Here is a 12,178-nt window from a genome sequence, read left to right on the forward strand (position 1 = left end):
TTGAGGCTGGCCGAAAGGCTGCGGGCCGATGTTCCGCGCTCCCGGAGGGCGTCAGACCTCGGGAGCGCGCAGCGACGGCCTCGGCAGCCGCGCGTCACCGGGGATCCGGCGCGCAGCCCTTTTCAGAACTTCAGCCGGCGCGCCCGCTTCACCATCGGGATCTCGTGGATCCTGTCGAGCAGCGTGTCGGAGACGGCCTCGTCGATCGCGACGAAGCAGATCGCATCGCCGCCCGGCCTGTCGCGGCCGAGATTGAAGGTCGCGACATTGACGCCGGCCTCCCCGAGCAGCGAGCCGAACTGGCCGATGAAACCCGGTTTGTCGGCATTGCGGACATAGAGCATGTGCGGCGCGAATTCGGCGTCGATCTGGATGTCGCGGATCTCGACGATGCGCGGCTTGCCGTCCTGGAACACGGTGCCGGAGGCATGGCGGGGCATGTCCTCGGCCTCGACCACGATGCGGATGACGCTTTCGAGATTGCCCGCCACCTCGCGCGTCAGCTCCTCGACCACGATGCCCTTGTCCTTCGCCGCCATCGCGGCGTTGACCATGTTGATCTCGGGCAGGAAGGGCCGCAGCACCCCGGTGATCGCGGCGGCCGAGATCGCCTTCAGGTTCAGCGCCGCGACGGCGCCCTCATATTCGATGCGGATCGCCTTCACCGGCGCTTCCGTGAGTTGGCCCAGGAAGGAGCCGAGCTTCTCAGCCAGCGCCACGAAGGGCTTGATCCGCGGCGCTTCCTCCGCCGAGATCGAGGGGAAGTTGACGGCGTTGGTGATCGCGCCCTTGAGCAGGTAGTCGCTCATCTGCTCGGCCACCTGCAGCGCGACATTCTCCTGCGCCTCGCTGGTGGCGGCGCCGAGATGCGGCGTGCAGACCACGTTCTCCAGCCCGAACAGCGGGTTCGTCTCCGCCGGCTCGACCGAGAACACGTCGAAGGCCGCCCCCGCGACATGGCCCGAGCGGATCAGCTCCGCCAGCGCCGCCTCGTCGACCAGCCCGCCGCGGGCGCAATTGACGATGCGCACGCCCTTCTTCGTCTTGGCGAGGTTCTCCGCCGAGAGGATGTTGCGGGTCTTCTCGGTCATCGGCACGTGCAGCGTGATGAAATCCGCCCGCTTCAGCAGCTCGTCGAGCTCGACCTTCTCGACCCCGAGCTGCACGGCCCGCTCCGGCGTCAGATAGGGATCGAAGGCGATCACCCGCATCTTCAGCCCGATGGCGCGGTCGGCCACGATCGAGCCGATATTGCCGCAGCCGATCAGCCCCAGCGTCTTGGCGGTGATCTCCACCCCCATGAAGCGGTTCTTCTCCCATTTCCCGGCCTGGGTGGAGAGGTCGGCGGCCGGAATCTGGCGGGCGAGCGCGAACATCATGGCGATGGCGTGCTCGGCGGTGGTGATCGAATTACCGAAGGGCGTGTTCATCACGATGATGCCGCGCGCCGTCGCGGCCGGGATCTCGACATTGTCGACGCCGATGCCGGCGCGGCCGATCACCTTCAGCCGGGTCGCGGCTTCCAGCAGCTTGGCTGTGGCCTTGGTGGCCGAGCGGATGGCGAGGCCGTCATACTCGCCGATCATCGCGGCGAGCCTGTCCTTGTCCTTGCCGAGAGCGGGATCGAACGTCACCTCGATGCCGCGATCCCGGAAGATCTGCACGGCTGCGGGGGAGAGGGCGTCGGAAATCAATACGCGTGGAGCGGTCATGGGACGATCCGATGAATGGAGGGGCAGTCGGCATTAGGCAGTCGGCAGTCGCAGGGAGGCGTCGGCGTCGGTTCCCCGACTGCCGACTGCCCGTTCCCGACTGCCCGGCGCGCAGCGCTCGCCTCAAGCCGCCTTCTTGCTCAGGCCGGCCTTGGCCTCGTTGAAGGCATAGGTGATCCAGGGCAGCAGCGCCTTGAGGTCGCGCGCCTGGACGGTGGCGCCGCACCAGATCCTGAGGCCGGGAGGGGCGTCGCGGTAATGGCCGAGATCATAGCCCGCGCCGGCCTTCTCGATGATCGACACCACCTGCTTGGCGAAGGCCGCCTGCGCCTCGGCCGGCAGCGCGGTCACGGCCGGATCGGTGAATTTCAGGCAGACCGAGGTGTTCGAGCGCGTCTTCGGCTTCACCGCCAGGAAGTCGATCCAGTCGTTCTCGCGCACGAATTTGGCGAGCACCCGGAAATTGCCGTCGGCCCGCTTCACCAGCCCGTCGAGCCCGCCGACCTTCTGCGCCCAGGCGAGCGCGTCGAGATAATCCTCCACCGCCAGCATCGAGGGCGTGTTGATCGTCTCGCCGACGAAGATCCCCTCGATCAGCTTGCCGCCCGAGGTCATGCGGAAGATTTTCGGCAGCGGCCAGGCCGGCTTGTAGGTGGTCAGCCGCTCGACCGCACGCGGCGACAGGATGATCATGCCATGGGCGGCCTCGCCGCCGAGCACCTTCTGCCAGGAGAAGGTGGTGACATCGAGCTTCGGCCAGTCGAGCCGCTGCGCGAAGGCGGCGGAGGTGGCGTCGCAGATCGTCAGCCCCTCGCGGTCATCGGCGATCCAGCTCGCATCCGGCACGCGCACGCCCGAGGTCGTGCCGTTCCAGGTGAAGACGACGTCGCGCGTCCGGCTGTCGACCGACTTCAGATTCGGCAGGGCGCCATAGGGCGCGGTGATGGTGCGGACATCGGCGAGCTTCAGCTGCTTGGCGACATCGGTCACCCAGCCCTCGCCAAAACTTTCCCAGGCCACCATGTCGACGCCGCGCGCGCCGAGCAGCGACCACATCGCCATCTCGACCGCCCCGGTATCGGAGGCCGGCACGATGCCGATGCGATAATCCGCCGGGACCTGCAGCACCTCGCGGGTCAGGTCGATCGCCAGCTTGAGCTTGTCCTTGCCGATCTTGGCGCGGTGGGAGCGCCCGAGCGCTGCGCCGGAGAGGGCCTTGAGCGACCAGCCGGGGCGCTTCGCGCAGGGGCCGGACGAGAAATGCGGCACGCGCGGAAGCGCGGCCGGAACCGTATTCGCCATCGATGTCTCCATCCTTGCAGATGGGCGCGCCACGGTGGGGTGGCGTGTCCCGTCGACGGGGGTAAGGCGACGGGGGTGGGGGTGTCAAGGGTGGGGGTGGTGTGAAGTTTCGAATGGTAACAAATGAACGATCGAACGTAACAAAGTGGATTTTTAAAATTCGGAGTTTATTCCCTCGGTAAGGTTCGGCTACCGCTGAAGAACATCGGGAACAGGCTTCGCTGATGACGGAGTTTCAAGGTGTCAGTGATGGAGATCGTATTGGCTCTGCGCCTCTCGCCGCCGTCCGCGGTCATCACGTGAAGTTCGCCGCTCCCGATCATCGCCTCGTGGATATCGTCAGAATGAGCCGCGGTGGCGTTGTAGACCGCCTCGTAGAACTCGCCGACTGACATCATGTCACCGAAGTCGGTGACGAACCGAGGTATGTCCGTCAGCAATTGCTCGTGCGCAGCTGCCCGGTCTTGCTGTTCGAACAGATACAGCAGGCCGCCATCCTGCCCAGGATCATATGCCAGCATGTTCAGGCCAGAGCGGCCGAAATGGGCCTGATAGGACGCGTTTTGATGCAGGACGTTGTTGTAAACTTGGCGTGCTCGAAAGTTATTGGCGAAATGAACGAGCCAATAGCGCCAGCCGTCAGGGTTGTTGATGGAGAAGGGGCTGCTGAATGCGGCGATGTTCCGAAACGTTGAAAAAACCAGGCGCTCTGCGGCACCCAGCCAATCCCGCTTACTGACGAGGCCATCGAGATCTGCGGGGACATTCTCGCCAAGACCAAAAGGGCTAAGCTGCTGCTGCAAGATCGCGGGATCTGTCTTGCTTAGAAACGTCAGCAGACTCTGAATTGCGAAGGTATAGATTATCTCGGAAGACTGGGTCGATGACATAATGTCCTGCATCGTGGCCCGAGCCACTTGAGCATAACCGTACTGGTCGAGGTTGAAAATCGCGTTCCGATAGCGTCCAGCTGCTATCAGATCCTTAATCTTTGGATATGCAACCTCGAATTCCGCGTTGAGATAGTGTGGTGAAATGTGCAGCCGAGGAGTACCTTCCTTTATTGCCGCGAGGCGCGGTTCGCACAGCTCGCGGAGCAACTGTAGCGCATCTGGATCTGCCTCATTCAGAATCAGCAGGCACTCGATCTCCAGAGCACGAGCCCCTTGATCCGCTCGCTCGGCATTCAATGCCTGTGAAGCCAGCAGCAGCTCCTCGATGATGATCAGAGGAGACCCTACAGCCCCATCGTCGTATTGTCCTCCGCCGGCGAAGCCATCGACGATTGCAATCCGAAATCGCTCGCGTGGCAGGGAGCAGCGCACCCTCAGGTATGCTCGAAGATATTCTCTGAGAATCTTATGTTTCCGGCGGGAGTGGTCGCCGAGGCTGGCGCCAGCAGACCACGTGTATCGAACTTTCACCATCCCGCCCCTCACAAAAGGCCCTATGGCCCTACACCCGCTGCTCAGTGTTTGGCATTTGGTCCCATACCCGTCCGCGATATTCGCGCCCGTTCGCTTTCTTGGACCGCTTTTTGTTGTCTTTTCCCCAAGTCCCCCATTGTTTGAAGAAAAAAGCGGTGCCGGCCACCGAGCATTGATCGTGGATTTCGTCGATCCACGCTTCGCGGATTGGTCGCGCAAATCGGCCACTCTCACCGCCGACAATTGCCCAGTCGATCCCTCGAAGATCGACATCGCCAACCGACCCAATCAGCGGCTCGAACGAGATGAAGCGGATGCTCGCAGGAACGCCTCGAAGCATATCGATACGACCGGCGACGCTCGCATTTTCTACACTTGTGCCGAGCCAGACATTCTGCAGAGGAGCCTTATTCCAGCTCTGGAGGACATGGGCCATGCGATCGGGCCGTTTGGTCAGTATCTGATAATGGTGGCGAGGCGTATTCTCCATCACCTCCCAGACTTGGGCGATAAAACTCTCCGAAACCAATTCATGAAACAAATCGCTCATCGAGTTCACGAAGATCTTGCGTGGCCGTGACCATCTCGCCGGGATGGCCAACGCGGCTTGATCCTCTCGAACGACGCCGTTCCAAATCGTGCGGTTGCCGCTCCTTCGCACCAAGCCGCTGTATTTCTCTATGCCCATGGCGTCGAGCCGACGCGCCATCTCCATGGCGTAGCAGTGCGTGCAGCCAGCAGAGACGATCGAGCATCCTGCCACCGGGTTCCAAGTCGCATCCGTCCATTCAATATCGGTCTCAGCCATGGTCGGCCTCCTGTGGCTCCACAACGCACCCTACTGTGAGGTGCATGCATAACGAAGTGATAATGACTTCGGAGGCGCCCCTGGCTTTGTCAGTACCGTGACCCTGGGAACTAAATTCGATCGTCTCGATATTCACCCCTGTGAACAGATCGCGCGCTTTCTGGCACGTCGTTCAAGGGCAGGATGAAGCGGCTGTGAAGCGCCTATAAAACGGCGCTGAGGCGTTCAATATCCGGGCGTTGGAGAGATCTTCGGCCATAGTAATGTTGCGTCTCCTAGAAGGGAGGCCGCAATAGAACAGCGAGCCTGGTCGGTCGCAGCGCGATGGACCGCTTCCCAACCCAGGCATCGATCAATAGGCCGCGGCGGCGCAGACCGCCGAACCCCCCCCACTCCCCAAATCCCAAACCCACGGAACCCCTTCCCTCTCCCGTTGTTGGCCCTGCAATGCCCCCGGCCCGGGGCGTCCCCCGCGACAGGAGAGCCTCGATGCGAGCATTGGTCTGGCACGGCAAGGAAGATATCCGCTGCGATACGGTCAGCGATCCCGAGATCGAGGATCCGCGCGACGCCATCATCAAGGTGACGAGCTGCGCCATTTGCGGCTCCGATCTGCATCTCTTCCATAATCTCGTGCCGGCGATGATGCCCGGCGACATCATGGGCCACGAGGCCATGGGCGAGGTCGTCGAGACCGGCTCCGGCCTCAACGGCAAGCTGAAGAAGGGCGATCGCGTCGTCGTGCCCTTCACCATCTTCTGCGGCGAATGCGAGCAGTGCCGGCGCGGCAACTACTCCGTCTGCGAGAAGAGCAACCGGCGCAAGGATCTCGCCGACAAGGTCTTCGGCCACGCCACCGCCGGGCTCTTCGGCTATACCCATCTCACCGGCGGCTATCCCGGCGGGCAGGCGGAATATCTGCGCGTACCCTTCGCCGACGCGACCCATATCAAGGTGCCCGAGGGCATCAGCGACGAGAAGCTGCTCTTCCTCAGCGACATCTTCCCCACCGGCTGGCAGGCCGCCGTGCAATGCGACATCCAGCCCACCGATACCGTAGCGATCTGGGGCTGCGGCCCGGTCGGCCAGATGGCGATCCGCAGCGCCATCCTGCTCGGCGCCAGACAGGTCGTCGCCATCGACTGCCTGCCCGAGCGGCTGTCCATGGCCCAGGCCGGCGGCGCGATCACCATCGATTTCAAGACCGAGAGCGTGATCGAGCGGCTGGACGAGCTGACCGGCGGCAAGGGGCCGGAGAAATGCATCGACGCGGTCGGCATGGAGAGCCATGTCTCGATGGCGCAGCCCGACACGATCATGGACCGGGCGATGCAGATGATGATGATGGAGAACGACCGCCCCCATGTGCTGCGCGAGATGATCTATGTCTGCCGGCCGGCGGGCGTGATCTCGATCCCCGGCGTCTATAGCGGGCTCGTCGACAAGCTGCCGATCGGCATGGCGATGAACAAGGGCCTGACCTTCCGCATGGGCCAGACCCATGTGAACCGCTGGACCGACGACCTGCTGCGCCGCATCGAGGAGGGTCAGATCGACCCGTCCTTTGTCATCACCCACACCGTCCGGCTGGAGGACGGGCCGGAGATGTACAGGGTGTTCCGCGACAAGCAGGACAGCTGCATCAAGGTCGTTCTCAAACCCTGAGCCGAAGGAGGCCCGCGTGACTTCTCTCTCGAACCTCGTCCGCTCCAAGGGCGACCCCAAGATCATCCGCTCCGGCCCGAGTTCGCTGCCGGCGAGCGACCGGATGGCCCGCAATCTCGGCTGGTTCAGCATCGCGCTCGGCGTCACCGAACTGGTCGCCGCCGCGAGCATCACCCGCGCGCTCGGCATGCCGGGGCGCGAAGGCCTGGTGCGCAGCTTCGGCCTGCGCGAGATCGCGAGCGGCTTCCTCAGCCTCTCCGTCGACAAGAAGGCGGGGCTGTGGAGCCGCGTCGCCGGCGATCTTCTGGATCTCGCCGTGCTGCGCGAGGGTCTGCGGGGCTTCAACCCCAGGCGCTCCACCGTATCAACCGCGATTATCATGGTGGCCGGCATCACCGTCATCGACATCCTCACGGCCAAGGCCGCCGGCGCCGTGCATGCCCGCAGCGATCTGAAGCCGGCCGATTACGGGCGCCGCACCGGCTTCCCCAGCGGGGTGACGGCGGCGCGCGGCCGCGCCGCCGAAAGCTTCACGACGCCGCGCGACATGCGCGCCGAGCTGCCTCGCTGAGCGAAGACCGGGCGCGGGAGCCGCCAGCCGCGGCTCCCGCTCTCGCCCCGCCCCCGCCGCGTTAACGAACATCCCCCACTCCGGCACAATTGCGCCTTCCCGTCGCCGGATTTGCGCGCGCCTATCCCCCACATTATTCACTGGGGGATAGACAAGATGATGAGCCGATTTGCCGCTGCCCTGATCCTGGCGCCTGGCCTCGCTTCCGCCGCGGAGGTCGATCTCGCGAGCCGGATCGACCGGGTCACGGTCTATCCGGATGGGGCGGTAGTGACGCGGCTCGGCCGGGCGGAACTCTTGGCCGGATCCTCCCAGCTGGTGCTGCGCGGGCTGCCGGCCACGATCGACCCCGCCTCGATCCGCGTCGAGGCACGGGGCGACGGCTCCTTCGCCATCGGTGCCGTGGACGTCAGGCTCGTGCCGGGCGATGCGCGGGCCGGGCTGGACCAGACGATCGAGGCCAAGCTCAAGGCGCTGCGCGAGGAAAAGGCGGGGCTGGAAGGCCAGATCGCCGCCATCGAGGCCAAGCGCGGCACGATCGAGACCTTCGCCAAGACCGGTCCCGACAGGCTGGGTCCGGACGGCAAGGCGCTGCCCGTCGCCGATTGGCCGGCGGTCTTCGACGCGATCGGCACGGCTTTGGTCAAGGTCCAGGCCGAGCTGCGCGGCGTGCGGGTCCGGGTCGAGGACGTCGCGGCCGAGATCGCGGCGCTGGAGCGGGCGCGCCCGCAGCAGGGCAGGCAAGGCGCGCCGAAGCGGGACGTGACCATCGCGGTCGACGCGCAGAAGCCGGTGGCCGCGGAATTTACCGTCAGCTACCGCGTCTCCGGGGCCGGCTGGACCCCGCAATACGAGGCGCGGCTGACCACCGCCGGCCAGGACGGCAAGCCCGAGCTCGCCTTCATCCGCCGCGCCGAACTGCGCCAGCGCAGCGGCGAGGCCTGGAACGACGTCGCGCTCTCCCTCTCCACCACGCGCTCCGCCGGCGGCACGCGCGCCCCGGACCTCCCGCCGCTGCAGGTCCTGTTCTTCGAGCCGCCGGCACTGTACGAGACCCGCCGCGGTGCCGCCGCCCCCGCCCCGATGGCCGCCGCCCGCGCCAAGGCCGAGGCCGAGATGGAGGCGGCCAAAAGCCAGCGCCAGGCCGATTCACGCCCCGCCGAGGTGCAGATGGCCGCCATCGAGGCCGGACCCTACCAGGCGGGCTTCACCGTTCCCGGCCGCGTCAGCGTGCCCGAGGACGGCACCTCCAAGACCGTCATCCTCAGCGAAACCCGGCCCGTTCCGACGCTCGGCGCAAGGATCGCGCCGGAGCTCGAGCAGCGCGCCTATCTCGAGGCCGGCTTCGTCCCGGGCGAGGACGTGCCGCTGCTGCCGGGCGAGGTCCTGCTGCATCGCGACGGCAGCTATATCGGCCGCGGCCGCGTCGGGCTGGTCGCCCCCGGCGACCGGGTGGAGCTCGGCTTCGGCGCCGACGACCGGCTCAAGGTCACCCGCGCCCCGCTGCGCCGCCGCGAGAGCGAGGCCGGCTGGATCGGCCAGACCCGCACCGATCTGCGCGAATTCCGCACGGTGGTGAAGAGCCTGCACGCCCAGCCGGTGAAGATCACCGTGACCGAGCGCATTCCCTTCTCGGAGAACAGCGCGATCGCCGTCGAGCTCCTGCCCGCGACGACGCCGCCGGCGGAGAAGCAGGTCGCCGACAAGCGCGGCGTTCTGGCCTGGACCTTCGACCTCGCCCCCGCCGCGGAAAAGGAGATCAGACTGTCCTACCGCATCAAATGGCCGGGAGACCGCGAGCTGACCTATGAGGCGCAGGACCAGCCGGTCCCCGTGCCCCTGCCGATGCCGCGATAGGCCTGGGTCGGGCCCGTCCGGACGCCCCGCAGGAGAGGCGCGACCGGGCCGGCGGGCCCGCCGCCGGCAGCTCCGCCCTTGACCTCGCAGCCCTCTTGGCTCAAGAGGGCTTGCAAGAACCAGCCTTCGAACCCCGGTCCTGGCCGGGGTTTTTGATGAACGCGGCGCTTGCGCAGACGAGTTCGAACAGCAACGCACGCAAGGCAAGCGGGACTTAAAACCCATGGCGAATGTGGTGGTGGTCGGCGCCCAATGGGGCGACGAGGGCAAGGGCAAGATCGTCGACTGGCTGTCGAGCCAGGCCGATGTGGTGGTGCGTTTCCAGGGCGGCCATAATGCCGGGCATACGCTCGTCATCGACGGCAATGTCTACAAGCTCTCGCTGCTGCCCTCGGGCATCGTCCGCCCGGGCAAGCTCTCCGTCATCGGCAATGGCGTGGTGGTCGATCCCTGGCATCTGGTCGAGGAAATCGCCAAGCTGCGCGCCCAGTCCGTCGCGATCACCCCGGATAATCTGCGCATCGCCGATAATGCGACGCTGATCCTGCCGCTCCACCGCGAGCTCGACCATTTCCGCGAGACCTCCAACGCGACGCTGAAGATCGGCACGACCAAGCGCGGCATCGGCCCCGCCTATGAGGACAAGGTCGGCCGCCGCGCCATCCGCGTCATCGATCTCAAGGATCCCGCGATCCTCGAGGCCAAGATCGAGCGTCTGCTGGCGCATCACAACGCGCTGCGCCGCGGGCTGGGCATCGCCGAGGTCGATGGCGGCGAGCTGCTCGGCCAGCTCAAGGCGATCGCCCCCGAGATCCTGCCCTTCGCCGACACGGTCTGGGCGCTGCTCGACGGGCAGAAGCGGGCCGGCAGGCGCATCCTCTTCGAAGGCGCGCAGGGCGCGCTGCTCGATGTCGACCACGGCACCTACCCCTTTGTCACCTCCTCCAACATCGTCGCCGGCCAGGCCGCGACCGGCTCCGGGCTCGGCCCCTCCGCCGTCGGCTATGTCCTGGGCATCGCCAAGGCCTATACGACACGCGTCGGCGAAGGCCCCTTCCCGACCGAGCTGCATGACGAGATCGGCGAGCTGATCGGACAGAAGGGCAAGGAATTCGGCGTCGTCACCGGGCGCAAGCGCCGCTGCGGCTGGTTCGACGCCTGCCTCGTCCGCCAGACCGTGAAGACCTCGGGCATCGACGGGATCGCCCTGACCAAGCTCGATATTCTCGACGGCTTCAGCGAGATCAAGGTCTGCACGGGCTACAGGCTCGACGGCGCGGTGCTGGAGCATCTGCCGGCCGGCCAGAGCGACCAGGCCCGCGTCGAGCCGATCTACGAGACGATCCAGGGCTGGGAAGGCTCCACCGCCAATGCCCGTTCCTGGGCCGATCTGCCGGCCCAGGCCATCAAATATGTCCGCCGCATCGAGGAGCTGATCGGTGCCACCGTCGCCGTGCTCTCGACCAGCCCGGAGCGGGACGACACGATCCTCGTCCATAATCCATTCGAGGGTTGACGCGGCTCCCCAACATCGACAAGTGAGGCCCATGGCCGATTTCTATCCCATCCTGGCGCGGGCGGTTGCCGGCTTGGCCGATCAATCGCCGGAGGCGCGGCGGGCGATCTACGACCGGGCCAGGAACGCACTCGTCACCCAGCTCCGCAGCCTCGACCCGCCCTTGGGCGAGGCCGAGATCATGCGCGAGCGGCTGGCGCTGGACGAGGCCGTGACACGGATCGAGGCCGATTACGGCGATGCGCCGCAGCCGCAGCCGGGCGGAACCATGATCCGCGAGCGGGCACCGGAGCCCGAGCGCGAGCCGGAACCCGCAGCGGAGCCGGCGGAGGCGCTCGAGCCCCCGGCCGAGAGCGAGCCGCCGCAGCCGATCAGCCCGCCCCTGCCGCCGCGGCCCGCGCCGTCTCCCGCCCGGGCGCTGCCGGCCGGCGAAGACGGCTTCGCCGGCGATCCTTCCGAGATCGCGGAGACGCAGCCGAACCGGCCGCGCATCGCTCCGCCACGCGAGAAGCGGGTCAAGCCGGGCCATGTCCGCACCGCCATCGTCAGCGTCGGGGTTGCGATCGCCGTCGCCGCGATCGCCGGCGCGGCCTATTACGTCAACAAGGTCGCCCCGCCCGAGACCGCCCAGCAGCGCCCGCGCGCGGAGGCACCGGCCCAGCCGGCGCAGCCCGACAATGCCGGCAAGCTGAACGACCGCGTCGGCGAGGCGCCGGCCCAGCCGCAGCGACCGGCGGCCGGCACCGGCGCCGCGACCGGCAGCGAGGTCGCCGTCGCGCAGCGCGCCATCCTCTACACCGAGGTGGCGGACAATCCGCAGCAGCCCCGGGCGATCAACGGCCGCGTCTTCTGGCGGCTCGACAGCGAAAGCGCCGGCCAGGGCCGCCCGGTCGAGACCATCGTCCGGGCGACGCTGGAAGTCGCCGAAGCGGGGCTCGGCCTCGATTTCACCATCCGGCGCAACACCGACAACGCCTTCCCCGCCTCGCACATCATCGGGCTGCGCTTCACCAGCACCGGGCCGCAGGTCTCGGAAGCGGTGCGCGAGGTCGGCGTGCCGCAGTTCAAGATCGAGGAGGGCGAGCGCGGCGCGCCGCTATCGGCGATCAATTCGGCGCTCGGCGAGAATCTCTTCGTCGCCGCTCTGTCCAATGTGCCGATCGAGATCGAGCGCAATATCGAGCTGATCCTGAACCGCAACTGGATCGATATCCCGATCCGCTTCGCCTCCGGCCGCCGCGGGATCATCACCTTCGAAAAGGGGATCCCGGGCAATCAGGTGCTCACCGACGCCTTCAGCCGCTGGCGCTGAGCCTGTCG

General features: G+C 66.4%; 9 protein-coding genes. 5 read left to right on the plus strand and 4 right to left on the minus strand.

Annotated features, from left to right (window positions below; genetic code table 11):
• Positions 1-122: 122 nt before the first annotated feature.
• The 4 genes from serA to ASG72_RS06385 all read right to left on the minus strand — a co-directional run bounded on the left by serA (position 123) and on the right by ASG72_RS06385 (position 5,249).
• Positions 123-1,712 carry a phosphoglycerate dehydrogenase gene (serA, locus tag ASG72_RS06370; protein ID WP_056710282.1) on the minus strand — a complete coding sequence of 530 codons (1,590 nt, stop codon included), beginning with the start codon at positions 1,710-1,712 and terminating at the stop codon, positions 123-125.
• A gap of 123 nt (positions 1,713-1,835) precedes the next feature.
• Positions 1,836-3,014: a phosphoserine transaminase gene (locus tag ASG72_RS06375; protein WP_056710985.1), complete on the minus strand. Its 1,179-nt coding sequence runs from the start codon at positions 3,012-3,014 to the stop codon at positions 1,836-1,838.
• A 167-nt stretch (positions 3,015-3,181) separates the two neighbouring features.
• Positions 3,182-4,441, minus strand: a complete 1,260-nt coding sequence (locus ASG72_RS06380; RefSeq protein WP_056710284.1) for a three-Cys-motif partner protein TcmP — start codon at positions 4,439-4,441, stop codon at positions 3,182-3,184.
• Positions 4,442-4,469: 28 nt separating this feature from the next.
• Positions 4,470-5,249 carry a DUF5131 family protein gene (locus ASG72_RS06385; protein ID WP_056710286.1) on the minus strand — a complete coding sequence of 260 codons (780 nt, stop codon included), beginning with the start codon at positions 5,247-5,249 and terminating at the stop codon, positions 4,470-4,472.
• 489 nt (positions 5,250-5,738) lie between these two features.
• Between ASG72_RS06385 and ASG72_RS06390 the strand changes: the two genes are divergently transcribed.
• The 5 genes from ASG72_RS06390 (at position 5,739) to ASG72_RS06410 (ending at position 12,170) form a co-directional block, all read left to right on the plus strand.
• The gene (locus ASG72_RS06390; RefSeq protein ID WP_056710288.1) at positions 5,739-6,914 is read left to right on the plus strand and encodes a zinc-dependent alcohol dehydrogenase; all 1,176 of its coding nucleotides are present in this window, start codon (positions 5,739-5,741) and stop codon (positions 6,912-6,914) included.
• Positions 6,915-6,930: 16 nt separating this feature from the next.
• Positions 6,931-7,485 (plus strand): hypothetical protein, encoded by a 555-nt coding sequence (locus tag ASG72_RS06395; RefSeq protein WP_056710290.1) that lies wholly within the window; start codon positions 6,931-6,933, stop codon positions 7,483-7,485.
• A 156-nt stretch (positions 7,486-7,641) separates the two neighbouring features.
• Positions 7,642-9,342 (plus strand): mucoidy inhibitor MuiA family protein, encoded by a 1,701-nt coding sequence (locus tag ASG72_RS06400; protein ID WP_056710292.1) that lies wholly within the window; start codon positions 7,642-7,644, stop codon positions 9,340-9,342.
• Between the two features lie 223 nt (positions 9,343-9,565).
• Positions 9,566-10,858: an adenylosuccinate synthase gene (locus tag ASG72_RS06405; protein WP_056710294.1), complete on the plus strand. Its 1,293-nt coding sequence runs from the start codon at positions 9,566-9,568 to the stop codon at positions 10,856-10,858.
• Positions 10,859-10,889: 31 nt separating this feature from the next.
• Positions 10,890-12,170 (plus strand): hypothetical protein, encoded by a 1,281-nt coding sequence (locus ASG72_RS06410; protein ID WP_056710296.1) that lies wholly within the window; start codon positions 10,890-10,892, stop codon positions 12,168-12,170.
• Positions 12,171-12,178: the final 8 nt, after the last annotated feature.

Origin of the sequence: Allobosea sp. Leaf344 (genome assembly GCF_001426225.1) — a bacterium.
In the GTDB taxonomy this organism is placed as follows: Bacteria; Pseudomonadota; Alphaproteobacteria; order Rhizobiales; family Beijerinckiaceae; genus Allobosea.

What these genes read in the sequence shown, in the direction of transcription:
- ASG72_RS06390 (WP_056710288.1), top strand. Translation starts at nt 5,739, where the DNA reads ATGCGAGCATTGGTCTGGCACGGCAAGGAAGATATCCGCTGCGATACG.
- ASG72_RS06400 (WP_056710292.1), top strand. Translation starts at nt 7,642, where the DNA reads ATGATGAGCCGATTTGCCGCTGCCCTGATCCTGGCGCCTGGCCTCGCT.
- ASG72_RS06405 (WP_056710294.1), top strand. Translation starts at nt 9,566, where the DNA reads ATGGCGAATGTGGTGGTGGTCGGCGCCCAATGGGGCGACGAGGGCAAG.
- ASG72_RS06380 (WP_056710284.1), bottom strand. Translation starts at nt 4,441, where the DNA reads ATGGTGAAAGTTCGATACACGTGGTCTGCTGGCGCCAGCCTCGGCGAC.
- serA (WP_056710282.1), bottom strand. Translation starts at nt 1,712, where the DNA reads ATGACCGCTCCACGCGTATTGATTTCCGACGCCCTCTCCCCCGCAGCC.
- ASG72_RS06410 (WP_056710296.1), top strand. Translation starts at nt 10,890, where the DNA reads ATGGCCGATTTCTATCCCATCCTGGCGCGGGCGGTTGCCGGCTTGGCC.
- ASG72_RS06385 (WP_056710286.1), bottom strand. Translation starts at nt 5,249, where the DNA reads ATGGCTGAGACCGATATTGAATGGACGGATGCGACTTGGAACCCGGTG.
- ASG72_RS06375 (WP_056710985.1), bottom strand. Translation starts at nt 3,014, where the DNA reads ATGGCGAATACGGTTCCGGCCGCGCTTCCGCGCGTGCCGCATTTCTCG.